The organism is Jiella mangrovi (genome assembly GCF_017815135.1).
GTDB classification, from domain to species: domain Bacteria; phylum Pseudomonadota; class Alphaproteobacteria; order Rhizobiales; family Rhizobiaceae; genus Jiella; species Jiella mangrovi.
Map to the genome: position 1 here is coordinate 147,290 of NZ_JAGJCF010000006.1, position 22,919 is coordinate 170,208.

The following is a 22,919-nucleotide window of genomic DNA, read 5'->3' on the forward strand; positions in this document are numbered from 1 at the left end:
TCTCCCTGCAAGATACCCGAGGCGAATGGTCTGGTCGGGCTGTAGACCTGGCGGACGGTCGAATCAAGTTGGCGGCGGCGTCCGGGCCATACAAGGCATCCGCTCGATCGACCTCCGGCCGCGGCCTTGGAAACGCCGCGCCGCCGGATCGGCTTTTATTCGGCGTCTGCGTCTGCGTCTTCGCCCTCGCCGAGCCGTTCGTTGACCGCCGTCACGACGGCCTCGGCGGTGATGCCGAAATGCCGGTAGAGTTCCGGCCCCGGCCCCGACGCTCCGAAGCCGGTCATGCCGACGAACAGACCATCGCGGCCGATGAACTCGTCCCAGCCCTGGCGAATGCCGGCCTCGATGGCGAGCTTGATGCTGGTATCGTCGATCAGCGCCCGGCGATATTCGGCGGTCTGGCGCCGGAAGAGCTCGAAGGAGGGAACGGAGACGACGCGTGTGGGAATGCCCCCGGCCTCCAGCTGGCGCCGGGCTTCGACCGCGATCTCGACCTCCGATCCGGTCGCATAGAGCGTGACGCGGGCTTCGGCCGAGGCGGGGTCGATCTCATAGGCGCCGCGGGCGCTCTTGTTCTCGTCATGCTCGTCGAGGCGCAAGGTCGGCAGGCTCTGGCGCGTCAGGGCGAGGATCGACGGCGCGGCCCGGTGTTCCAGAGCGAGCTGCCAGCACTCGGCCGTCTCGACCGCGTCGGCCGGGCGAAACACCAGCATGTTGGGAATGGCGCGAAGGGCGGCGAGCTGCTCGACCGGCTGGTGGGTCGGACCGTCCTCGCCAAGGCCGATCGAATCGTGGGTCATCACATGGACGAGCCGGATCCCCATCAGCGCGGAAAGGCGCAGCGCGCCGCGGCAGTAGTCCGAGAAGACCAGGAAGGTGCCGGAATAGGGGATCAGCCCGCCATGGAGGGCAATCCCGTTCATCGCCGCGGCCATGGCGTGCTCGCGGATGCCGTAATGGACGTAGCGGCCGGCATAGTCGCCGGCGGTGATCGGCAGCGTCTGGCTGGTGCGCGTGTTGTTCGAGCCGGTGAGATCGGCCGAGCCGCCGATCATCTCGGGAACCACGGCGTTGATCTCCTCCAGCGCCATCTCGGACGCCTTGCGGGTCGCAAGCGCGGGCCGCTCCTCGTTCATCCTGCGCTTGAAGCGATGCATCGCCTGGATAAAGCCGCTCGGGAGATCGCCGCGCATGCGCCGCTCGAATTCGCCCCGCGTCTCGGCGTCGACTTCGGCGAAGCGCCGCTCCCACTCCTTGCGTCTGGAGCCCGAACGAAGCCCGGCGATCCGCCACTGGTCGAGGATCTCGGAAGGAATTTCGAAGGGCGGGTGCGGCCAGTCGAGCGCCTCGCGGGCGGCTGCGATCTCCTCGGCGCCGAGCGGCGAGCCATGGGCCTTTTCGGTGCCGCTCTTGCCCGGCGCGCCGTAGCCGATGATGGTCTTGGCCGCGATCAGCGTCGGCCGGTCGCTCTGCTTGGCCTTTTCGAGAGCGCTGGCGATGGCTTCGTGATCGTGGCCGTCGCAAGACAGAGCCTGCCAGCCGCAGGCCTCGAAGCGGGCGAGCTGGTCGGTCGAATCGGCGAGCGAGACCTTGCCGTCGATGGTGATGTCGTTGTTGTCCCAGATGAAGATCAGCTTGGACAGCTTGAGATGGCCGGCAAGCGCGATCGCCTCCTGGCTGATCCCCTCCATCAGGCAGCCGTCGCCAACCAGGGCGAAGGTATGGTGATCGACGATGCCGTCGCCGAAGCGGGCGTTGAGCACACGCTCGGCCAGCGCCATGCCGACGGCGTTGCCGATGCCCTGACCGAGTGGCCCCGTGGTCGTTTCGATGCCGGCCGCATGGCCGTATTCCGGGTGGCCGGCCGTCTTCGATCCGAGCTGGCGGAAGCGCTTGATCTCCTCGATGCCGATGTCGGGATAGCCGAGCAGATAAAGGACGCTGTAAAGCAGCATCGAGCCATGGCCGGCGGAGAAGACGAAGCGGTCGCGGTCGGGCCAGTCGGGCTTCTTCGGATCGAAGGTGAGGAACCGCGTGAACAGCACCGTCGCGATGTCGGCAGCGCCCATCGGCAGGCCCGGATGGCCGGATCCGGCGGCTTCGACGGCGTCGGCCGAAAGGAACCTGATGGCATTTGCCATCAGTTGAGGCATCGGCGTCGTCATCGCAGGGTCTCCCCGTTATGCTCGTGTTCCAGGCGGGCCTGTCGAAGAACCGCATCAGGAGGGCCGCCACGACGCGCGGGAGCAAACATAAGCCGTTTGTCCTGTCAACAAAACCCTGGGGCTTGGCGACCTTCGCGACAGCTGGCCCGCTTTTCTTGGGTGAGCGAAGCCGCTAAGACGAAACGGTGAACTGGTCGTGCCGGACCTGGGGAAGGGCCGCCGCGATCCGTCGCAGCCGCCCGACAGAGCGACCCTCCCTGGAGTAACAGCCTATGCCGCATGACGATCCGTTCGACGCTGCCAAGGCGCGACTTCGAACGGCGCTGGAGCGGCTGGACAGCGCCGTCGACGCCCGGCTCGAGCGCGAGGCGCGGCTGAAGAATGTCGACGCCGAGGTCCAGCGCCAGACGGCCGATCGCGGACGCCTCGCGCGCGAGCTCGACGCATCGCTCGCCCGGGGCGAGCGCCTCGAACAGGCCAATCGCGAAGTCTCCAAACGCCTCGTCGACGCGATGGAGCGGGTGCGAAAGGTGCTCGAACAGCATAAGTAGCCGAACTGGTATCGAGAACGGCTCGATCCGAACGGGAAGGTTTCATGCCGCAGATTGTCGTCACCATCGACGGAAAGACCTATCGCATGGCCTGTGCGGAGGGCGAGGAACACCACCTCGAGGCGCTCGCGGCCGACGTCGACGGCAAGATCGCCGAATTGCGGAAATCCTTCGGCGAGATCGGCGATCTCAGGCTGACGGTGATGGCGGCGATCATGGCGAGCGACCAGCTGCACGAGGCGCGGGCGCGCATCGCCGAACTCGAAGCGCAGCGCGATGCCGACGGTGCCTCCGTGAAAGCCAGCGAAGCCGGTGGCGAGAGCGCGCGGCGGGACTTTGCCCAAAGCCTCGACGAGACGGCGGCCTCTCTCGAAAAAATCGCCGCCAAGCTGGCGGCAGGTGTTGAGTGAGCTGGAAAGAGCGCTCAGAGGCCGCAGATGAAGCAGGCGAGGCGGGCCGGCGGCACGAAGAGGGCGTGGATCGCCAGGAGAGGGCTTTTAGGCCGAGGCAGGGCTGGCTGAGGCGGCTCGCGCTCATTGCGTTCTGCGGTGTCTACGGCCTCGCCCTGTCCGGCTGCGCGGCCGCGCTCAACGCGGTCACGCCCTCCGGCGACTATCGCCTCGTCTCCAATCTCGCCTATGCGCCCGGCGACCGCCGCGTACTCGACCTCTATCTGCCAAAGACGATGACGGCGAAGACACCCGTCGTCGTCTTCATTCACGGTGGAAGCTGGGATTCCGGCTCCAAGGACATCTATCCCTTCGTCGGTCAGTCGCTGGCGAGCGCCGGCATCATCACGGCGATCCCGAATTACCGGCTCTATCCCGAGGTGCGGTTTCCCGGCTTCGTGAAGGATGGTGCAAAGGCGTTCTCGGTCGTCGAGAGGCTTGCGCGCGACGGTCGCGAAGGCATTCCCGCAGGCCGACATCCGCTGTTCCTGATGGGGCATTCGGCCGGCGCGGAAATCGCCGGCCTGCTGGCAACGGACAAGCGCTATCTGGCCGCGGCCGGCTCGTCGATCGCGCATCTGTCCGGTTTCATCGGGCTGTCCGGGCCTTATGATTTCCTGCCGCTGACCGACGAGCGCTACAAGCGCATCTTTCCCGAGGCAACCAGGCAGGCCAGCCAGCCGGTCAATTTCGTCGACGGAGACGAGCCGCCGGCGCTGTTGATTACGGGGGCGGACGACACCACGGTCGATCCGAAAAACACCCGGGCCCTTGCCGGCAGGCTGAAGGCGGCCGGTGTCCCCGTGAAGGAGACGATCTATCCCGGCATCGGCCATATCGGCACGATCACCTCGTTCTCGACCGTCCTGCCGCTCGGAAATCGAAAGATCCGCGAGGAGGTGATCGGCTTCGTGCGAGACAGGTCGCGGTGAGGCGGCGCCGAGCGGGCCGCCTCCTCGTCCTTCGAGGCTCGCTGCGCTCGCACCTCAGGATGAGGGGGCTCTGGTTCGCAGCATCGTTGAAGCTGTCGGCCGCCCGCTGTGCCGCGACAGTGCGGGGGTGGGCGTGACACCGAAGCGTCGTCATCCCGCGCTCGAGCCGGGACTCGTTTCTCTGCCTTGCACGGATCGCTTCGATTCAGATGAACCAATGAGATAGGGTTGCAACGGTTCGGCAGGGGAGAGGGTTTGGAATGGATCCCGGTGCAAGACCGGGATGACGACGCTTTGATGGCTTCGCCCTTTCTGCCCCGTCGATGCCTCGCGGGAGTGATCCACCGGCGGCCCAGAAGCGGCATCCGCTCATGTCGAAACGGCAAAGAAGCTCGAAGCCGGTGTAACGTCTAAGTCGCCCTCATCCTGAGGTGCGAGCGTAGCGAGCCTCGAAGGGCGAGGCGTTGCGCCGCCCTTCGAGCCAGCCATCATCGCCCTCAGGGCCGGATCAGCACCTTGCCCTTGTTGAGCCCGGACAGTGCGTCAGCAAGCTTCTCCTCCGCTTCGCCGAGCGGCAGAATGTCCGCGATGTCGGTCTTCCAGGCCCCCGAGACGAAACGCTCCTGCACGGTGGTGAACGCCTCTTTGCGCGCCTCCGGGGAAGCCTTCGCCATCCATTCCGTCAGCCAGAAGCCTTCGATCTTCTTCTTCATGAAAACCATCTGGCCAAGATTGGGCAGGGTCGGCGACTTTGTCGAAAGCTTGCCGTAGATCACCCAGCGGGCGCCGGCCGGCATGGCCGCGAAAATGTCGGCGGAATGACCGTCGGCGACGGCGTCGAGCATCACCGTCGGCTGCACCTGACGCATCGCCATGACGAGCATCTCGTTAAAATCTTCGCGCTCGGTATTAAGTACGGTGCCGACGCCGAGGCCTTCGAGCGGCGAACGGTGTTCCTCCCGGCGCACCGTTGCGATGCATGCAAGGCCCATCTCCCTGGCGAGCGTCGCCATCAGCTTGCCGAGCTGGCTGGCGCCGGCCGTCATGACGAAAGCCTTGCCGCCCGCCTCCTTGACGAGGTGGAGCATCGCGTAGGCGGTCATCGGATTGACGATCAGCGCCGCGGCGTCCTCGTCGGCGAGCTTGGGATGGAGCGGCACGACCGCCTTGGCATCGGTCAGGGCGTATTCGGCCCACACGCCACTGCCGCCGCGCGAGGTCGAAACCGCGACCCGTTGGCCGATCAGCTTCTGGGCGCCCTCGTCGTCGCCGGCCGCAATCACCTCGCCCATCCCCTCGAAGCCCGCGGGAACGCCCTTGCGCCGCGGCTGGCCATATTCGCCCTTGATATAGTGAAGATCCGACGGGTTGACGTTGCCGAGCCCGACCCTGACCAGCACCTCGGTGCCAGACGGCCTCGGGACGTCGATCTCGGCGAGTTCGCACCAGTCGGCGAGGCTTTCGATCGTCGGGCCGTCCGAGGTTCCGGAAAAGCCGTCCTTCTTGAGGATGAGTGCCTTCATGCGAGCTGGGATCTCGGCCATGGTCGTTCCTTCCTGATGATGTCGCGCCCGGCGGCGCGGCCCGGCCCTTTGGGTCGGGCGGATCGTTAGCCGGCCAACGCGGCGCGCCGACATCGGTTGCGCGACATCGCCGAACTTTTGCGCTCAGGGCAAAAGCACGATCTTGCCGAGCGTCTTGCGCTGATGCATCCGTGTCAGGACGTCTGCGGCGTCCTGCAGCTTCGCCCGCTCGCTGATCTCGGGCGTGACGTCGCCCTTTGCCGCCCAGCCCATGAGCTCGGCCATGTTGGCGGCGAAGGCCTCCGGCTCCTTGGTCGTGAAGGCGCCCCAGAACACGCCGACACAGGCAAAGCCTTTGACCAGCGCAAGGTTCACCGCGAGCTTGGGGATCGTGCCGGAGGCAAATCCGATCACAAGCAGCCGGCCGTTCCAGGCCATGGATCTTGCGACCGCCTCGAAGGCCTCGCCGCCGACCGGATCGAAGGCGACGTCGATGCCCTTGCCGCCCGTCAGCCGCTTGATGTCGCCTCGCAGATCGTCGTAGCCGATCGCGTCATCGGCGCCCTTGGCGATCGCCAGCGCGCGCTTTTCCTCGCTGGAAGCGACGGCGATCACCCGAGCCCCCATGATCTTGCCGATCTCGATCGCCGCGATGCCGGTCGCGCCCGCCGCGCCGAGGATGAGCAGCGTCTCGCCGGGAGCCAGTGCCGCCCGCTGCTTCAGCGCATGGTGGGAGGTGCCATAGGCGCAGACGAGGGCGCAGCCGGTCTCGAAGGAGACATCTTCGGGAAGCGCCATCACGGCGCTCTGCGGTGCCAGCACCTTTTCGGCATAGGCGCCGTGCGGGAGCGAAACGACGACGCGGTCGCCGGGCTTGAAGCGGCTCACGCCTGCGCCGACGGACAGGATCCGGCCGGCGGCCTCCATTCCCGGAATGAAGGGCAATTGCGGACGTGCCTGATAGAGCCCCTGGACGAGCAGGCCATCGGGATAGTTGACGCCGATCGCTTCGGCCGCGACGACGACGTCGGTTTCGCCGGCGGCCGGTTCGGGCTGCTCGCGATAAGCAAGCGCGCCGATCGATCCGAAGCTTTCACACAGGATGGCCTTCACGGTACACGTTTCCTTATTGTTAATCGTTTATCTATGGCACAGTATCTCGCGCGACGTCTGGAACCAATATTTGCTTTTGTGCGTTCGGTCCGATCAGATGTTCTCATGATGAGTAGTCTAGTGAGCAATTTGAGGCCGATTTTGCAGCCGAATCCCGCTTCGTCATGGTTAATAAAAAGTAAATCATGGGCTCGCAATCTCGGTATTTCGGACGAGCTGGTCTCGTCGGAATTCTCCGTCTCGAAGGTGGTCCCGCAAATTATTGCGCCCGTCGCCGCAATAGCGTGCTTCTACAGTCTGCTGGAGAGCCTGTTCTATTCGAACCTCTGTCCGATCGTCTGCATGGGCGGCTTTGGATCTGTAAATGCCGATGACGCCATTCTCTACCCGGTGACCATCATCAGTTTGAGTGTGACGCTCATCATTGCCGTCTGGGTCTTCGTTCGAGACGAGGCCGTCTAGGCGTCGGGGCTGACATGCACGGGCCGCCTCCTGCGTCGGTCTTTCATGCGCTGCCCACATCGCACGGCCGTCCCGCTCCCTTCGCAGCCCGTACCTCTCCGCATCGCCTAAAACGCATCGGTCGTTGCGATGTCGAGACAGGACGGTCCGGTCCCGGCCGAACCGTTCCGTCACAGATGTCGTCGAAGTTCCCATCGCGCGACTTGCCGGCGGTGGACGGCATCCGGGCCGTCGGCCAGCCGCAAGGTGCGCAGATGGGTCCACATGCGGGCCAGCGGCGTGTCCTGGGAGATGCCCGCGCCGCCATGCATCTGGATGGCCTGATCGACGACATCGAGCGCGACATTCGGTGCCACCACCTTGATCGCCGAAATCCAGGGCGCGGCGGCTTTCAGATCCCCCTGATCCATCATCCAGGCCGCTTTCAGGCACAGGAGCCGCGCCATCTCGATATCCATCCGCGCCTTGGCGATGATGTCGTGGTTTTCACCGAGTTCTGAGAGCGGCTTGCCGAAGGCTTCGCGCGAAAGCGCCCGCTCGCACAGTAGCTCGAGGGCGCGCTCGGCCTGCCCGATGGCGCGCATGCAGTGGTGGATGCGTCCGGGCCCGAGCCGCCCCTGGGCGATTTCGAATCCGCGCCCCTCTCCAAGGATCATCGCCGATTTCGGCACGCGAACACCGGTGAACCGCAAATGCATGTGCCCGTGCGGCGCGTCGTCGTCGCCATAGACCTGCATCGCCCGCAAAACCTCGATCCCGGGCGTTTCGGCCGGCACGAGCAGCATCGAGTGGCGCCGATGCTTGGGCGCGTCGTCGTCGCCGCTGCGCACCATGACGATATAGAGGGCGCAGCGCGGATCGCCGGCGCCGGACGCCCACCATTTTTCGCCGTCGAGAACATAGTGGTCGCCGTCGGCGACGCAGCGCATCGCGATATTCGTCGCGTCGGACGAAGCGACATCAGGCTCGGTCATCAGATAGGCCGAGCGGATTTCCCCATCCAGAAGGCGGGGCAGCCACGGGTCTTTCTGCTCCTGTGTGCAGAAACGTTCGAGCACCTCCATGTTGCCGGTGTCCGGCGCCGAGCAGTTGAAGGTCTCGGCGCCGAGATGCGCCTTGCCCATTTCCTCGGCGAGATAGGCGTATTCGACCGTCGAAAGCCCATAGCCGCGCTCGGAGGAGGTGAGCCAGAAATTCCACAGATTGCGGCTCCTGGCCTTCGCCTTCAGCCCTTCGAGGATCTCGCGCTGGCGATCCGTATAGGCGAAGCGGCCCTGCTTCGGGACCTCGGCAAGGAACTCCTCGCTCGCCGGGGCGATCTCGTCGCGAACCATCTGGCGAACCGCCGCGTGGATCGGCTTCAAACGCTCCGAAAGCCCCAGATCCATCGCCGTCACCTCGAAAACTCCGCCATCAGCGTCGCGTCGGAGGCACCGGCCCCGCGAATGGCGAAATAGGCCAGCTGGCGCGCGATCAGATCGCGCTTTTCGGCAAGTTCTGAGAGGGTCTCGGGCGGCCAGTGCAGCGGCGCGTCGAGCGCGCCGATGAAGATCCGCCCGAGCATCCGCGTGTCGCGGCCGGCCGGCAGGTCGCGCTGATCTGCGGCGTCGTCGATCAGGGCGGTGAAGATCGCGTCATAGGCCTGACGCCGCGCGGTGAGCGCGGCAACCGCACGCGCCTCCTCGTCGCTCCGGCCGCTCGATGCCGCAAAGGACGTGACCTCGGCGAGCGTTCTATGGAGGGCGATCTCTCCGATCACCTGACCGGCGTGAAAGGCGGCGGCCTCGGTCAGCCGTGTGATCGCCGGTTCGCGCCGTCCGGCGATCTCGTCGAGGCGCGCCGTCAGCCGGTCGAGGCCGTCTTCGCAGACATCGGTGAGCAGCTCGCCCTTGGAGCGATAGCGGTGGTAGACGAGGCCCTTGGTGGCATCGAGGCGTTTGGCCACCTCGTCGATCGAGGCGGCGGCAAAGCCGCGTTCGGCGAAGATCTCAGCCGCGGCGATCAGGATGCGACGGCGAAATTCCGTGTCCTCGCCGCCCCGGATCGCCGCGAAGTTCCGCTCCCGCCGCGGCGGTCTGCCGCGCGGCGCCGGATTTGCCGGCCGCCCTTTGTCCGGTGTCTGCCGCTTTCGCTCGGGCATGGCGAGATCCTCCCGGCCGCCGGAGGCTGGAAGCGCGCGGCCAGAGCGGATGGGACATACAAAATCGTATGGTGTCAATTCGCGATTGCGATCCCGTCTCATGCAAGCGCCCCGGCCGGCTGGCCCGCCGGGGATGAAGCCAAATTTGCGTGGGCTCTTCACGACGAGGGCAGAAGGCCGCTCGCAAGGCCTCCATGCGGCGAAGGGAAGAAGGGACATATCCCCGCAATATCGGCAGCACGAGCCACATCGCTCGCGGCGCCCTGTTCCTTTGTGGCCGCCCGGTCGCATATACCACCCACGAGATCCTGCCTTTTGAGGGGCAGTATCGACGAGATGACGGGACCCGAACCCTTCGGAGATTCATGATGGCACTCAATTCCGTGGCCGAGACGGAAGCGCTTTTGGGCGAGCGGATGGTGCCGCCTGCCGAATATCGCGCACTTCTCGACGGCGAGCCCCTGTTCTCGCCCTGGCTGACCGTCGATCAGACGATGATCGATCGTTTTGCGGTCGCCACCCACGATCACCAGTTCATCCATGTCGATCCGGAGCGCGCAAAGGCCGAAACGCCGTTCGGCGGAACCATCGCGCACGGCTTCCTGACGCTCTCGCTGCTCTCCACGCTCGCCTATGAGGCGATCCCCGGCGTCAGGGGCATGCGGATGGGCATGAATTACGGCTTCGATAAGGTCCGCTTTCTCAATCCCGTCAAGGCGGGTGCGCGGGTGCGCGGACGCTTCCGGTTGATTTCGCTCGCCGAGCGTGCGGTCAGCCTGCAAAGCGGCTGGGACGCGGCGGTGGAGATCGAAGGCACGCTCAAACCGGCGCTGTCGGCTCACTGGATCACGCTGACGGTGATGACGCCGCCCGAAAGCTAGCACCGCATGGCCTGAGAGGGACGGAATCGGAAACCTCAAACGGGCGGCGAACCCGCGCAGGCAAGAGTTTCGCAAGGAGGCCGGGACATGACCGATGGCGAGGACAAAACGCTCGACCAGGAGGCGCTCGCCGCCTATCTCGGAGGCGCGGTCGAGGGATTTGCGGGGCTCGAACGGGTCGTCAAGTTTCAGTCCGGCCAGTCCAACCCGACCTACCGCCTCGATGCACAGAGCGGAACTTATGTCCTGAGGGCCAAGCCCCCCGGCAAGCTGCTCGCCTCGGCTCACCAGGTCGAGCGCGAATTCCGGGTGATGCAGGCGCTTTCCAGGACCAGGGTCCCCGTCCCGCAGATGCTGCATCTCGCCAGCGAGACCGACTCGCCGATCAAGCGCGCTTTCTTCGTCATGGAGCATGTCGAGGGCCGGATCTTCTGGGACCCGAGCCTGCCAGAGATTGAGGATCCGGGCGAGCGCGGCGCGATCTACGATTCCATGAATGCGACGCTTGCGGCCATTCACGACGTCGATATCGAAGCCGCGGGGCTTTCGGATTTCGGACGCCCGGGAAACTATTTCGCCCGTCAGCTCTCGCGCTGGTCTGACCAGTGGCGCCAGTCGAAGATCGACGAGATCCCGGACATGGACCGGCTGATCGAGTGGCTGGAGGACAATCTTCCCCCCGATGACGGCGTCATCACCCTCGTGCACGGGGACTACCGGCTCGACAATCTCATCGTCTCGCGTGAGCGACCCGAGGTCATTGCCGTCATCGACTGGGAGCTTTCGACCCTCGGTCACCCGCTCGCCGATCTCGCCTATCAATGCATGCAGCTGCGCCTGCCCAATCTCGGCGCCTTCAAGGGGCTCGGCAGCGTCGATCGCGCCGAACGGGGCCTGCCGACCGAGGCGCAGTATGTCTCGCACTATTGCGACAGGCGCGGACTGGACGAGATCGAGACGTGGAATTTCCATCTCGCCTTCGCGTTTTTCCGTCTCGCCGCGATCCTGCAGGGCGTTTTCAAACGCTATGCCGACGGCAATGCGTCCAATCCCGAGCAGGCGCAGGTCTATGGCCGCAACGTGCCGGTGCTGGCACGGCTTGCGATCGAGGTCATCGAAGACGGCTGAGCCCATGGCGGCGTCTTCGCGAAGCAGCGGCGATGCGCACATTTTTTGTGCGATGGGCTCCATTTTGCCTGCTCAGTAGACACTCAGTGCGATCTCCTTAGCGGTATCCGATGCCTTGCGGACAGGTTGCGCGCGGCGCGAACCACGCTCTGCGCTTGGCTGTAAGGCGGCGCCGGCACGTGCGGTCTTCCCTCAAGTCACGTCTGGCACGGGCTTTGCTCTCCTGTCGCAGGAGGCCGGCAAACAGGCCGGACACGACCGGAGGTATCAGATGAAATCAGCCATCACCTGGATGCAGAAGACGGCCGCGGCGGTGGCCATCGCGGGCTTCGGCCTGAGCGGGGCCTATGCGCAGGACGCCAAGCCGAGCGGCGAGCCGATCAAGGTCGGCATCCTTCATTCGCTTTCGGGCACCATGGCGATCTCCGAGACGACGCTGAAGGACGCCATGCTGATGCTCATCGACGAGCAGAACAAGAAGGGCGGCGTTCTCGGTCGCCCGCTCGAGGCTGTCGTCGTCGATCCGGCCTCGGACTGGCCGCTGTTCGCGGAGAAGGCCCGCGAGCTGATCAGCCAGGACGGCGTCTCGGTTGTGTTCGGCTGCTGGACCTCGGTGTCGCGCAAATCGGTGCTGCCGGTCTTCAAGGAACTCGACTCGATCCTGTTCTATCCCGTCCAGTACGAGGGCGAGGAATCCGAGCGCAACGTCTTCTACACCGGCGCCGCCCCGAACCAGCAGGCGATCCCGGCCGTCGACTATCTGATGAACGAGGGCGTCGAGCGCTGGGTTCTGGAAGGCACCGACTACGTCTATCCGCGCACGACCAACAAGATCCTCGAGGCCTATCTGAAGTCCAAGGGCGTCGCCCCCGAAGACATCAAGGTCAACTATACGCCCTTCGGCTTCTCCGACTGGCAGACCGAGGTCTCCTCGATCAAGGAATTCGGCTCGGCCGGCAAGAAGACCGCCGTCGTCTCCACCGTCAACGGCGATGCCAACGTCCCGTTCTACAAGGAGCTCGGCAATCAGGGCATCAAGGCCACCGACATCCCGGTCGTCGCCTTTTCCGTCGGTGAGGAGGAGCTTGCCGGTATCGACACGGCGCCGCTGGTCGGCCATCTCGCCGCCTGGAACTACTTCCAGTCCGTCGACACGCCGGAAAACGAGGACTTCATCGAAAAGTGGCGCGCCTTCATCAAGGACGACAACCGCGTCACCAACGACCCGATGGAAGCTCACTACATCGGCTTCAACATGTGGGTGAAGGCCGTCGAGAAGGCCGGTACGACCGACCCTGACGCGGTCATCGACGCCCTGCCGGGCATCGAGCAGGCCAACCTGACCGGCGGTGTGTCGCAGATGCTGCCGAACCACCACATCACCAAGCCCGTGCTGATCGGCGAGATCACCGACGACGGTCAGTTCGACGTCGTCTCCGAGACGGAAGACCTCGTTCCGGGCGATGCCTGGTCGGACTTCCTGCCCGAATCCAAGAAGCTGAAGGCCGATTGGGTCGAGCTGAAATGCGGCAACTACGACACCGAGGCCAAGAAGTGCCTCGGCGACACGGCCGAAACCTCCAACTGAGCCGCGGCGGGGCGGGAAGCGGAAAGCCAGGGCACGGGCTTTCACGGTTCAAGACCGCCCATCCACGGCAAACGGGCCGGGCTGCGCTTCCTCCCGGCGCAGCCCGCTCCGCCCGACGGATCTGCCAAGCATCACTGCCTGCCTCCCAAGCAGCGCCGGCGGAGCGGCCCGCGATGGGCCGCTCCGCGAACATTTCTTCCACCGGCCATGGCCAAAGCCGGCCGTGAGGCATGACGAAGACCCCATGACCCGATCGCTCCACCGGCTCCTCGTAACCCTTGCCTTCCTGTTCCTGTGCGCCGCACCGGCCTTGGCGCAGGTCTCCGACGCGGCCGCGATCGTCCAGAAATTCGGTGGCAAGCAGAGCTACGACCACACCGAAGCCGTCATTTCCGAACTCGCGGCCACCGGTGACGCGCGGGTCGCCAGGGCTCTCAGGGCGCTGCGTGAAGGCGATCTCTACTGGCGCGAGAGCGACGAGGCGGTCTTCATCGCGGAGCGCCGGGGCGACGAATACGCGCTGTTCGACCCGATCACCGGCGAGAGTGCCGGCAGCGCGCCACGCGGCGACATGCAGAAGGTCCGCGTCAAGAATTCCATCCGCAACGCCGTCACCGGCGCGCTCGGCTCGCTGACATTGCGGTCCGACAATCCGGCCCAGCGGATGCGGGCCGCCGACACGCTGTTTTCGGAAGCCGATCCGGAGATGATCGAGCCGCTCGACGCTGCGATCGCGGCCGAACAGGACGCCTCGGTGAAGGCGCGGATGGAGGAGGCGCGGGCCAGCGCGATGCTGGTTTCCGATCGCTCCGCCGAGGACAAGGCGGCAGCCGCCAAGGTTCTCGCCAACCGCGCCGACCGGGAATCCCTCAACAAGCTGACCGTCTTCGCCAGATCCACCGACGACCCGGTGGCCAGGGCCGCGGCCGATGCGGCGATCGCCGCCATCAAGGCCAACATCGCCTTCTGGAACCAGATGCAGAACGTCTGGTACGGCCTGTCCCTCGGCTCGGTCCTGCTTTTGGCGGCGATCGGCCTTGCCATCACCTTCGGCGTCATGGGCGTCATCAACATGGCCCATGGCGAGATGGTGATGCTCGGCGCCTACACCACCTTCGCGGTGCAGGAGTTCATCCGCTCCAACGCGCCCGGGCTTTTCGAATGGTCGCTTCTGATCGCCCTGCCGCTGGCCTTTCTCGTCTCCGGGGCCGTCGGCCTGGTGATGGAGCGCGGGCTGATCCGTTTCCTGTACGGGCGGCCGCTGGAGACCCTTCTGGCGACATTCGGCGTCTCCCTGATCCTGCAGCAGGCGGTGCGGACGATCTTCGGTCCGTCCAACCGCCAGGTCGGCAATCCCGACTTCATGTCCGGCGCCTTCAATCTCGGGCTGATGTCGATCACCTGGAACCGGCTGTGGATCATCGTCTTCGCGCTGGTCGTCTTCGCCGCGCTGCTCGCCGTCCTCAACAAGACCCCGCTCGGGCTGCAGATGCGCGCCGTCACCCAGAACCGCCGGATGGCGGCGGCCATGGGCATCAGGACCCCCTGGGTCGACGCCATGACCTTCGCGCTCGGCTCGGGCATCGCCGGCATCGCCGGCGTCGCCCTCTCGCAGATCGACAACGTCTCGCCCAATCTCGGCCAGGGCTACATCATCGACAGCTTCATGGTCGTCGTCTTCGGCGGGGTCGGCAATTTGTGGGGAACGCTCGTCGGCGCGATGAGCCTCGGCATTCTCAACAAGTTCCTCGAACCCTATGCCGGTGCCGTGCTCGGCAAGATCGTCGTCCTCGTCCTGATCATCCTGTTCATCCAGAAGCGCCCGCGCGGTCTCTTCGCCCAGAAGGGGAGGTTCGTCGACGCATGAGTGCGCAGGGTTTGAAACCTCTTTCGATGTTCCGTCTCGCCAGCGATTGGCTGAAGCGCCAGCCTCGACACGTCGTCATTCTCGGGCCCCGTCCCGAGAATCCAGAGATCGTCGAGCGCCATTCGCTTCGGCAGCAGAGGGCGGAAGCGGTTTATGCAGCGGCAGTGGCCCCTGGATTCTCGGGACGGGGCCCGAGAATGACGAAGCTTCAACTTTCGCCCATCCCCGCTGATACCCCCTCCCATAGGTCTGCCCTCAAAGCACCGGGCAGATGTGTGGATGCGCTTGCGCTGGCGGGAGGAGGTCAGACCACCCACTGCCGCCGGCCCCTCCCAACCGGCCTTTTGAGCATGGAGGCCGGCCGATGATCCTCGCCCGCTTCCTCGGCCCGCGCGTGTGGATCCTCATTGCGGCCATTCTCGCCGCCGCGATCCTCGTGCCGATGGCCAATCTCTGGTTGCCGGCGAGCCATCCCCTTCACGTGCCGTCCTACATCGTGCCGCTGTGGGGCAAATATGTCTGCTACGCGCTTCTGGCGCTCGCGCTCGATCTCGTCTGGGGCTATGTCGGCATTCTGTCGCTCGGCCACGGCGCCTTCTTCGCCCTCGGCGGCTATGCCATGGGCATGTATCTGATGCGCCAGATCGGCGCGCGCGGCGTCTATGGCAATCCCGATCTTCCCGACTTCATGGTGTTCCTCAACTGGAAGGAACTGCCCTGGTACTGGTATGGCTTCGGTGAGTTCTGGTTCGCCGCCCTGATGGTGATGCTCGTGCCGGGGCTGCTCGCCTTCGTCTTCGGCTTCTTCGCTTTCCGCTCGAGGGTCACCGGGGTCTATCTGTCGATCATCACCCAGGCGATGACCTACGCGCTGCTCCTCGCCTTCTTTCGCAACGACATGGGTTTCGGCGGCAATAACGGCCTCACCGACTTCAAGGATATTCTCGGCTTCTCGATCCAGGCGGATGCCACCAGAGCCGGGCTCTTTGCGGCCAGCTGCATCGCTTTGGCGATCGGCGTCCTCCTCGTTGGCTGGCTCACACGCTCCAAATTCGGCAAGCTGATGATCGCCGTCCGCGACGCCGAAAGCCGCACCCGTTTCATCGGCTGGCGGCCGGAATATGTGAAGCTCTTCGCCTTCACGGTCTCCGCCGTCATGGCCGGCATCGCCGGCGCGCTCTACGTGCCGCAGGTCGGCATCATCAATCCGGGGGAATTCTCGCCGGTCAATTCGATCGAGATCGTCGTCTGGGCGGCTGTCGGCGGTCGCGGCACCCTGATCGGCCCGGTCATCGGCGCGCTCATCGTCAATTACGGCAAGACGGTCTTCACGGCGCTCGCGCCGGAATTCTGGCTGTTCATCCTCGGCAGCCTCTTCGTCTTCGTCACACTCGTCCTGCCGCGCGGCATCGTCGGCACCATCGATCATGGCTGGGACACGCTGCGCCAGCGGCGCCGCGCCAGGGATGCCGAAAAGGGCGAGGCGGATGACGCGGCCGCCGTCGCGAACCCGGCGGAGTAGGCGGATGACAGAAGCCAAGGTAATCGACAAGGTCGCGGAGGAGATCCGCGCGCTGTCGCAGCCCCAGGGCGTTGGATCGGCACAGGCAAATGCACAGCCATCGGCATCGGCGCCGGGCGCCGGAAGGCAGGAGGCCAGAACGTCTTCGCCGCCCTCCGGCATGGCGGAGCCCGCAGAGCCGCAGCCGAGGGAAACCGTCGTCTCGCCGCATCCCTATGCGACGCAGCTTCGCGAAAAGCGGCTGGCCGCCGAGGCGAATGGTCGTGCAAGGCGCGATACGCTGCTTTATCTCGACGGCGTCACCAAGAGCTTCGACGGCTTCAAGGCGATCAACAACCTCTCGCTGGTGATCGAGAAGGGCGAGATGCGCGCCATCATAGGCCCGAACGGCGCCGGCAAGACGACGATGATGGACATCATCACCGGCAAGACCCGGCCCGACAAGGGCGAGGTCTTCTTCAACGGCGACGTGGACCTCACCCGGCACGACGAGGCGGCGATTGCCAATATGGGCATCGGCCGCAAGTTCCAGAAGCCGACCGTCTTCGAAAGCCACACCATCGAGGACAATATCCGCCTGTCGCTCTCCGGCCCGCGCTCGGTGCTGGAAGCGCTCGTCCACCGCAAGGACGAGCCCGAGCGCGCGCGCATTGAGGAGATCCTCGAGACGATCCGCCTGACCGCAAAGCGAAAGACCCTCGCCGCCAATCTCAGCCATGGCCAGAAGCAGTGGCTCGAAATCGGCATGCTGCTTGCGCAGGATCCCGAACTCCTCCTCGTCGACGAGCCGGTGGCCGGCATGACCGACGCCGAGACCGAGGAAACGGCCCGGCTCCTGCGCGAGATCGCGACGACCCGCTCCGTCGTCGTCGTCGAGCACGACATGGGTTTCGTGCGCGAACTCGGCGTGAAGGTCACCTGCCTGCACGAAGGTTCGGTGCTGTCGGAAGGAACGCTCGACAAGGTCTCGGCCGATCCGAAGGTGATCGAGGTGTATCTCGGGCGATGAAGAGAACTCTATTTTCAGCGCAGGCGTTGGACTGCCCCCTCATCCTGAGGTGCGCGACATGTCGCTAGACATGCCGCGCCTCGAAGGGCGAGGGGGCATAGCCGCAACGCCGAGCCACGTCCTCGCCCTTCGAGGCGCGCCGGCTCTCCGAGCCGTCCCGCACCTCAGGATGAGGACGACTTTGGGGGTCTCCGCGGTAAACGGCCTAGCGGCCGACGCTTCCAGACAACGCGAACGACCCTTCCGGAAGTGCTACTTGCAAAAAGGGACGGCGATGCGGTTGCGTAGAAACGACAGGCGCGAGCCCCAACGCTTCGTCATTCTCGGGCCCCGTCCCGAGAATCCAGAGATCGTGGGGCGCTATTGGCCTGAATTGCACAGGGCGGAAGTCCCCGATGCAGCGGCAACCGCCGCTGGATCCTCGGGACGGGGCCCGAGGATGACGGCCGCGGGAGGGCGTGGCCTATGCTGACAGTCTCCAATGTCAACTTCTATTATGGCGCGGCCCAGGCGCTTCGAGACGTCTCGCTCGGCGCCGGGAAGGGCGAGTTCACATGCGTGCCCGGCTGCAACGGCAATGGTTGCGTGGGAAGGCGGTCGGCGATGCCGAGGCGCAGAAACGACAGGCGCGAGCCTCAACGCTTCGTCATTCTCGGGCCCCGTCCCGAGAATCCAGGGATCGTCGGGCGCCATCAGCTTCCGTTGCAGAAGGCGGAAGCCTCTGATGCAGCGGCAACCGCCCCTGGATCCTCGGGACGGGGCCCGAGGAAGACGCCCGCGGGAGGGCGTGGCCCATGCTGACGGTCTCCAATGTCGATCTCTATTATGGCGCCGCCCAGGCCCTGCGGAACGTCTCCCTTGGCGCGAAGAAGGGCGAGATCACCTGCGTCCTCGGCCGCAACGGCGTCGGCAAGACGTCGCTGCTGAGGGCCGTCGTCGGTCAGCAGCCGATCCGGCGCGGCGAGATCGCTCTCGATGGCGATGTTCTCGGCCGCGAGGCGCCCTATGCCCGAGCCCGGCGCGGCATCGGCTTCGTGCCCCAGGGGCGCGAGATCTTTCCGCTTTTGACGGTGAAGGAAAATCTTCAGACGGGCTATGCGCCGTTGAAGGCTGCCGACCGGACGATACCGGACCACGTCTACGAGCTCTTCCCGGTTTTGAAGGACATGCTGGGCCGGCGCGGCGGCGACCTGTCCGGCGGCCAGCAGCAGCAGCTGGCGATCGGCCGGGCGCTGGTGACGCGGCCGCAGCTTCTCGTCCTCGACGAGCCGACCGAGGGCATCCAGCCCTCGATCATCAAGGATATCGGCCGCGCGATCCGCTTCCTGAAGGAGAATTCCGGCATCGCGATCCTTCTGGTCGAACAGTATCTCGATTTCTGCCGAGAGCTCGCCGACAAGGTCTATGTGATGGATCGCGGCGAGATCGTCTTCGAAGGCCCGGCGGAGGGCCTCGACGACCCGGAGGTCAGGAAGCATCTGACCGTTTGATCCAATGCGCTAAAGGCTGGTTGGCCTGCGTTGTCCGCACACCGCCTCCCGGCTCAGATCCATCTCCGTGCTGCAGCCCGTAAGGCCGGACGGTCGTCGCCGGGCCATGAGCCGGCGGCATCGCTTGCCCTGAAACGCTTGCCTTTCCCGGTTGTTCGGCTAGCATCCCATCTAACGGGCTGAGACGCGGCGCTGACCATGGGAGGTGGAGCCGTTCGTCTCGAGACGTCGCAAAGACGCGCCCATCAGTGTCGCCGAGACGACCCAAAGGGAGGAGAAGAACGCATGAGATTGCGCAAGATGGCTGCCGTCCTGGCGGCAGGTGTATTGTTTTCGGGTGCCGCCAGCGCCGAGGAGCTGGCGCTCGTCGCCGGCTCCATCGGCAAGGACATTTCCGAACTCAGAATGCAGCTCGACGCCTTCGAGAAGGAGAGCGGCCACACCGTCAAGATCGTCGAGATGCCGGCCTCGACGACAGATCAGTTCGGCCAGTACCGCCTGTGGCTGTCAGCCGGCAACCAGGATGTCGACGTCTATCGCACCGACGTCATCTGGGCGCCACAGCTGGCTTCGAGCTTCGTCGATCTGTCCGGACCGTTGGCGGAGGAGGCGAAGAAGCAGAACCCTTCGGTGATCCAGTCGCAGACCGTCGACGGCAAGCTCGTCGCCTTTCCGATGTATACCGACGCGCCGGCGCTCTATTACCGCACCGATCTTCTGGAGAAATACGGCAAGGAGCCGCCGAAAACCTGGAAAGAGCTGACCGACACGGCCAAGGAGATCCAGGACAAGGAGCGCGAGGCCGGCAATTCCCAGATGAACGGCTTCGTCTTCCAGGGCGCACCCTATGAGGGCCTGACCTGCGACGGGCTGGAATGGATCGCCTCCAATGGCGGTGGCCAGATCGTCTCGCCGGAGGGCGACATCACCATCAACAATCCGAAGGCCGCCGAGGCCATCGAGATGGCCAAGGGCTGGGTCGGCACGATCGCCCCGGAGGGCGTGCTCTCCTACAAGGAAGAGGAATCGCGCGGCGTCTGGCAGACCGGCAATGCCGTCTTCATGCGCAACTGGCCCTATGCCTACGCCCTGTCGAATGGCGACGATTCCGCCGTGAAGGGCAAGTTCGATGTCGCTCCGCTGCCAGCGGGAGAGGGCGGCAAGTCCGCCGCCTGCCTGGGCGGCTGGAATCTCGCGGTGTCGAAATATTCGCAGCACCAGGAGGCGGCCATCGCGCTGGTCAAGTTCCTGGGGTCGGAAAAGGCCCAGAAGGAGCGGGCGATGAACACCGCGCGCCTGCCGACCGTCCCCGAACTTTACGACGATCCGGATATCGCCAAGGCCCAGCCGATCGTCGCCGCATGGGGAGAGGTGGTCGAAAACGCCGTGCCGCGGCCCTCGGCGCCGACGAAGAAGCAGTATAACGAGGTGTCGAAGGAGTTCTGGACGGCGGTGAACGAGACCCTGTCCGGGCGCGGCTCGGCCGCCGACAATCTCGACAAGCTGGAAAAACGACTGCGCCGCCTGAAGCGCAGCGCCTGGGAGTGATCCCCGCCTGAGGTCGCGGGGTCCTTCGGCCCCGCGCCTCGCCATCGCGCGGCACGAAAGATCATGTCTCGCGCGGCAGATCCCGCTTGGCAAAGACAGGGCATCCGGCCATCGGGATAGCCAAAACGCAAGGGGCAAGAGACCGGAAAACCGGCCGTCCCTGCGTGCAACGGATGCCCGATGGGAGGAGACGATGGCAAACGTTCAGGCAGGCGTTCCGCCGACGGAGAAGGCGCTCGAGGCCGAGCGCGCGGGCGCAAGGCCACGCTCGGATCTCTCACGCCAGAGGCTTCGCTCGGCCTGGCTGTTCCTTGCGCCGATGCTCCTCGTCCTTGCCCTTGTCGCCGGCTGGCCGCTCCTGAAGACCATCTGGTTCTCGCTGACCAATGCCAGCCTGTCGAACCTCGAAGGCGCCGATTTCGTCGGTCTCAGAAACTATTGGGAATATGTCGACTATGGCGACGGGGAGGGCGAGTATTTCGGCCTCCTGTTCGATCCGCAATGGTGGAACGCGGTCTGGAATACCGTCTATTATTCCGTGATTTCGGTGGCGATCGAGACCGTGCTCGGCCTCGTCTTCGCCCTCGTTCTCAATGCCGAGTTCAAGGGTCGCGCTTTCGTGCGCGCCGCCGTTCTCATCCCCTGGGCGATCCCGACCATCGTTTCGGCCAAGATGTGGGCCTGGATGATGAACGACCAGTTCGGCATCCTCAACGACATGCTGATGGCGATCGGCATCATCTCCTCGCCCATCGCCTGGACCGCCGATCCCGACACGGCGATGTGGGCGGTGATCATCGTCGATGTGTGGAAGACGACGCCCTTCATGGCGCTCCTGATCCTCGCCGGCCTGCAGATGGTGCCGGGCGACGTCTACGAGGCGGCGAAGATCGACGGCATCCATCCGGTCAAGGTGTTCTTCAAGGTGACGCTGCCGCTGATCCGCCCGGCGATCCTCGTCGCGGTGATCTTCCGTGCGCTCGACGCGCTGCGCGTCTTCGACCTGATCTACGTTCTGACGCCGAACAACACCCAGACGAAGTCGATGTCGGTCTTCGCCCAGGAAAATCTCTTCCAGTTCGACAAGTTCGCCTATGGCTCGGCGGCCTCGACGCTGCTGTTCCTGGTGATCGCCTTCATCACCCTGTTCTACATCAAGGTCGCCCGGCTCGATCTTGGCGGAAGGGGAAGCTGACGCCATGCCATACGCCCTCAAACGCACCGGCTTTTACGCCCTCGTCGTCTTCATCGTCCTGTTCTCGGTCTTCCCGTTCTACTATGCGATTCTCACGAGCCTGAAATCGGGCACGGCGCTGTTCCGGGTGAACTACCTACCGGTGGACTTCGACCTCGCCAATTACGAAGGCGTCCTCACCAACGGCGTCTTCCCGACCAACATCCTCAATTCGGTGATCGTCGCGGTGGTCGTGGTCGCCATCTCGTTGTTTCTGGCGGTGACCGCGGCCTATGCCCTTTCGCGCATCAACTTTGCCGGGCGCGGGCTGCTGCTCCTGACGATCCTCGCCGTCTCGATGTTCCCGCAGATCGCCGTCCTCGCCGGCCTGTTCGAGATGGTCCGCTGGGCCGGGCTCTACAACACGCTCTTCTCGCTGATCTTCGCCTATATGATCTTCACCTTGCCCTTCACGGTCTGGGTGCTGACGACCTTCATGCGCGATCTGCCGGTTGAGATCGAGGAAGCGGCGATCGTCGATGGCGCCTCGCCCTTCACCATTGTCATGCGGGTGTTTTTGCCGCTGATGTGGCCGGCGCTGGTGACGACGGGCCTCCTCGCCTTCATCGCCGCCTGGAACGAGTTCCTCTTCGCGCTGACCTTCGTCTCCAACAACTCCACCCGCACCGTGCCGGTGGCGATCGCGCTGCTCTCGGGCGCATCCGAGCAGGAAATCCCCTGGGGCACGATCATGGCAGCCTCTGTGATCGTCACGGTTCCGCTGATCGTTCTCGTCCTCATCTTCCAGCGCAAGATCATTTCCGGCCTCACCGCCGGCGGCGTGAAGGGCTGACATTGACCCGTGATCCCCACATCAGGCCCGAAACGCCGGCCGACCATGCCGTCATCCGGTCGCTGATCGAGGCGGCGTTTCGCGACGCGGAACACAGCGACCAGAGCGAGGTGGCGATCGTCGAAGGTCTGCGCGAGGCAGTGGCCATGACCCTCTCGCTGGTCGCCGTCGATGAGGATGGCGGCATCCTCGGCCACATCGCCTTTTCGGCCGTCGAGGTGGAGAGTGGGGAGGGTGGCTGGTACGGTCTCGGCCCTGTCGCCGTCTGGCCGCAGCTCCAGCGCCGGGGGATCGGCGCGGCGCTGGTGACGGATGGTCTTCGCCGGCTGAAGGAGCAGGGCGCGAATGGCTGCGTCCTTCTCGGCGATCCGGCCTTTTACGCCCGGTTCGGCTTCAGGAGCGATCCGGCGCTGACCTATCGCGGGCTGCCGGCGCGCTATGTCCAGCGCCTTGTCATCGCGCCGCCGGCGCCGAGCGGCGAAATCACCTATCATCCGGCCTTCGAGGCCGCCGCCTGATGG

20 protein-coding genes are annotated in these 22,919 nt (G+C 65.1%); 15 read left to right on the forward strand and 5 right to left on the reverse strand.

Annotated elements, in window-relative coordinates; translation table 11 throughout:
* Positions 1 to 155: 155 nt before the first annotated feature.
* On the reverse strand, positions 156 to 2,168 hold the full coding sequence (gene tkt, locus J6595_RS11240) for a transketolase (RefSeq protein ID WP_209594649.1): 2,013 nt from the start codon (positions 2,166 to 2,168) through the stop codon (positions 156 to 158).
* A 272-nt stretch (positions 2,169 to 2,440) separates the two neighbouring features.
* On the opposite strand from tkt, the gene J6595_RS11245 reads away from it, so the two are divergent.
* The 3 genes from J6595_RS11245 (at position 2,441) to J6595_RS11255 (ending at position 4,100) form a co-directional block, all read left to right on the forward strand.
* The gene (locus J6595_RS11245; RefSeq protein ID WP_209594650.1) at positions 2,441 to 2,719 is read left to right on the forward strand and encodes a DUF4164 domain-containing protein; all 279 of its coding nucleotides are present in this window, start codon (positions 2,441 to 2,443) and stop codon (positions 2,717 to 2,719) included.
* A 44-nt stretch (positions 2,720 to 2,763) separates the two neighbouring features.
* Positions 2,764 to 3,129, forward strand: a complete 366-nt coding sequence (locus J6595_RS11250) for a cell division protein ZapA (RefSeq protein WP_209594651.1) — start codon at positions 2,764 to 2,766, stop codon at positions 3,127 to 3,129.
* 65 nt (positions 3,130 to 3,194) lie between these two features.
* Complete coding sequence (locus J6595_RS11255; RefSeq protein WP_342453165.1) at positions 3,195 to 4,100, forward strand: alpha/beta hydrolase; 906 nt, start codon at positions 3,195 to 3,197, stop codon at positions 4,098 to 4,100.
* Positions 4,101 to 4,597: 497 nt separating this feature from the next.
* On the opposite strand, the gene J6595_RS11260 is transcribed toward J6595_RS11255, so the two are convergent.
* Positions 4,598 to 5,644, reverse strand: a complete 1,047-nt coding sequence (locus tag J6595_RS11260; protein WP_209594652.1) for an alcohol dehydrogenase catalytic domain-containing protein — start codon at positions 5,642 to 5,644, stop codon at positions 4,598 to 4,600.
* 123 nt (positions 5,645 to 5,767) lie between these two features.
* Positions 5,768 to 6,736: an NADPH:quinone oxidoreductase family protein gene (locus J6595_RS11265; protein ID WP_209594653.1), complete on the reverse strand. Its 969-nt coding sequence runs from the start codon at positions 6,734 to 6,736 to the stop codon at positions 5,768 to 5,770.
* A 105-nt stretch (positions 6,737 to 6,841) separates the two neighbouring features.
* On the opposite strand from J6595_RS11265, the gene J6595_RS11270 reads away from it, so the two are divergent.
* Positions 6,842 to 7,198 (forward strand): hypothetical protein, encoded by a 357-nt coding sequence (locus tag J6595_RS11270; RefSeq protein ID WP_209594654.1) that lies wholly within the window; start codon positions 6,842 to 6,844, stop codon positions 7,196 to 7,198.
* A gap of 170 nt (positions 7,199 to 7,368) precedes the next feature.
* On the opposite strand, the gene J6595_RS11275 is transcribed toward J6595_RS11270, so the two are convergent.
* Positions 7,369 to 8,595, reverse strand: a complete 1,227-nt coding sequence (locus J6595_RS11275; RefSeq protein WP_209594655.1) for an acyl-CoA dehydrogenase family protein — start codon at positions 8,593 to 8,595, stop codon at positions 7,369 to 7,371.
* On the reverse strand, positions 8,592 to 9,338 hold the full coding sequence (locus J6595_RS11280) for a TetR/AcrR family transcriptional regulator (protein ID WP_209594656.1): 747 nt from the start codon (positions 9,336 to 9,338) through the stop codon (positions 8,592 to 8,594). Before J6595_RS11280 ends, J6595_RS11275 begins: the two co-directional genes overlap by 4 nt.
* A 368-nt stretch (positions 9,339 to 9,706) precedes the next feature.
* Between J6595_RS11280 and J6595_RS11285 the strand changes: the two genes are divergently transcribed.
* The 11 genes from J6595_RS11285 to J6595_RS11335 all read left to right on the forward strand — a co-directional run bounded on the left by J6595_RS11285 (position 9,707) and on the right by J6595_RS11335 (position 22,916).
* Complete coding sequence (locus J6595_RS11285; RefSeq protein ID WP_209594657.1) at positions 9,707 to 10,219, forward strand: MaoC family dehydratase; 513 nt, start codon at positions 9,707 to 9,709, stop codon at positions 10,217 to 10,219.
* A gap of 87 nt (positions 10,220 to 10,306) precedes the next feature.
* Positions 10,307 to 11,347 carry a phosphotransferase family protein gene (locus tag J6595_RS11290; protein WP_209594658.1) on the forward strand — a complete coding sequence of 347 codons (1,041 nt, stop codon included), beginning with the start codon at positions 10,307 to 10,309 and terminating at the stop codon, positions 11,345 to 11,347.
* Between the two features lie 271 nt (positions 11,348 to 11,618).
* A complete protein-coding gene (gene urtA, locus J6595_RS11295; RefSeq protein ID WP_209594659.1) occupies positions 11,619 to 12,935 on the forward strand; it encodes an urea ABC transporter substrate-binding protein in 1,317 nt (438 codons plus the stop codon).
* Between the two features lie 244 nt (positions 12,936 to 13,179).
* Positions 13,180 to 14,802: an urea ABC transporter permease subunit UrtB gene (gene urtB / locus J6595_RS11300; protein ID WP_209594660.1), complete on the forward strand. Its 1,623-nt coding sequence runs from the start codon at positions 13,180 to 13,182 to the stop codon at positions 14,800 to 14,802.
* Positions 14,803 to 15,166: 364 nt separating this feature from the next.
* Positions 15,167 to 16,324 carry an urea ABC transporter permease subunit UrtC gene (urtC, locus tag J6595_RS11305; protein WP_209594661.1) on the forward strand — a complete coding sequence of 386 codons (1,158 nt, stop codon included), beginning with the start codon at positions 15,167 to 15,169 and terminating at the stop codon, positions 16,322 to 16,324.
* Positions 16,325 to 16,484: 160 nt separating this feature from the next.
* Entirely contained in the window at positions 16,485 to 17,333 is an 849-nt protein-coding gene (gene urtD / locus J6595_RS11310; protein WP_209594759.1) for an urea ABC transporter ATP-binding protein UrtD, read from the forward strand.
* A gap of 794 nt (positions 17,334 to 18,127) precedes the next feature.
* Positions 18,128 to 18,823, forward strand: a complete 696-nt coding sequence (gene urtE / locus J6595_RS11315; protein ID WP_209594662.1) for an urea ABC transporter ATP-binding subunit UrtE — start codon at positions 18,128 to 18,130, stop codon at positions 18,821 to 18,823.
* 285 nt (positions 18,824 to 19,108) lie between these two features.
* Positions 19,109 to 20,371: an ABC transporter substrate-binding protein gene (locus J6595_RS11320; RefSeq protein ID WP_209594663.1), complete on the forward strand. Its 1,263-nt coding sequence runs from the start codon at positions 19,109 to 19,111 to the stop codon at positions 20,369 to 20,371.
* Positions 20,372 to 20,564: 193 nt separating this feature from the next.
* Positions 20,565 to 21,566, forward strand: coding sequence for a carbohydrate ABC transporter permease (locus J6595_RS11325; RefSeq protein WP_209594664.1), 1,002 nt, complete (start codon positions 20,565 to 20,567; stop codon positions 21,564 to 21,566).
* Between the two features lie 4 nt (positions 21,567 to 21,570).
* The gene (locus tag J6595_RS11330) at positions 21,571 to 22,398 is read left to right on the forward strand and encodes a carbohydrate ABC transporter permease (protein WP_209594665.1); all 828 of its coding nucleotides are present in this window, start codon (positions 21,571 to 21,573) and stop codon (positions 22,396 to 22,398) included.
* Between the two features lie 2 nt (positions 22,399 to 22,400).
* Complete coding sequence (locus J6595_RS11335; protein ID WP_245198147.1) at positions 22,401 to 22,916, forward strand: GNAT family N-acetyltransferase; 516 nt, start codon at positions 22,401 to 22,403, stop codon at positions 22,914 to 22,916.
* Positions 22,917 to 22,919: the final 3 nt, after the last annotated feature.

What these genes read in the sequence shown, in the direction of transcription:
- J6595_RS11280 (WP_209594656.1), bottom strand. Translation starts at nt 9,338, where the DNA reads ATGCCCGAGCGAAAGCGGCAGACACCGGACAAAGGGCGGCCGGCAAAT.
- urtD (WP_209594759.1), top strand. Translation starts at nt 16,485, where the DNA reads ATGGCGGAGCCCGCAGAGCCGCAGCCGAGGGAAACCGTCGTCTCGCCG.
- J6595_RS11320 (WP_209594663.1), top strand. Translation starts at nt 19,109, where the DNA reads ATGAGATTGCGCAAGATGGCTGCCGTCCTGGCGGCAGGTGTATTGTTT.
- J6595_RS11270 (WP_209594654.1), top strand. Translation starts at nt 6,842, where the DNA reads ATGATGAGTAGTCTAGTGAGCAATTTGAGGCCGATTTTGCAGCCGAAT.
- J6595_RS11285 (WP_209594657.1), top strand. Translation starts at nt 9,707, where the DNA reads ATGGCACTCAATTCCGTGGCCGAGACGGAAGCGCTTTTGGGCGAGCGG.
- J6595_RS11290 (WP_209594658.1), top strand. Translation starts at nt 10,307, where the DNA reads ATGACCGATGGCGAGGACAAAACGCTCGACCAGGAGGCGCTCGCCGCC.
- urtE (WP_209594662.1), top strand. Translation starts at nt 18,128, where the DNA reads ATGCTGACGGTCTCCAATGTCGATCTCTATTATGGCGCCGCCCAGGCC.
- J6595_RS11260 (WP_209594652.1), bottom strand. Translation starts at nt 5,644, where the DNA reads ATGGCCGAGATCCCAGCTCGCATGAAGGCACTCATCCTCAAGAAGGAC.
- tkt (WP_209594649.1), bottom strand. Translation starts at nt 2,168, where the DNA reads ATGACGACGCCGATGCCTCAACTGATGGCAAATGCCATCAGGTTCCTT.
- urtA (WP_209594659.1), top strand. Translation starts at nt 11,619, where the DNA reads ATGAAATCAGCCATCACCTGGATGCAGAAGACGGCCGCGGCGGTGGCC.
- J6595_RS11250 (WP_209594651.1), top strand. Translation starts at nt 2,764, where the DNA reads ATGCCGCAGATTGTCGTCACCATCGACGGAAAGACCTATCGCATGGCC.
- J6595_RS11325 (WP_209594664.1), top strand. Translation starts at nt 20,565, where the DNA reads ATGGCAAACGTTCAGGCAGGCGTTCCGCCGACGGAGAAGGCGCTCGAG.
- J6595_RS11245 (WP_209594650.1), top strand. Translation starts at nt 2,441, where the DNA reads ATGCCGCATGACGATCCGTTCGACGCTGCCAAGGCGCGACTTCGAACG.
- urtB (WP_209594660.1), top strand. Translation starts at nt 13,180, where the DNA reads ATGACCCGATCGCTCCACCGGCTCCTCGTAACCCTTGCCTTCCTGTTC.
- urtC (WP_209594661.1), top strand. Translation starts at nt 15,167, where the DNA reads ATGATCCTCGCCCGCTTCCTCGGCCCGCGCGTGTGGATCCTCATTGCG.
- J6595_RS11330 (WP_209594665.1), top strand. Translation starts at nt 21,571, where the DNA reads ATGCCATACGCCCTCAAACGCACCGGCTTTTACGCCCTCGTCGTCTTC.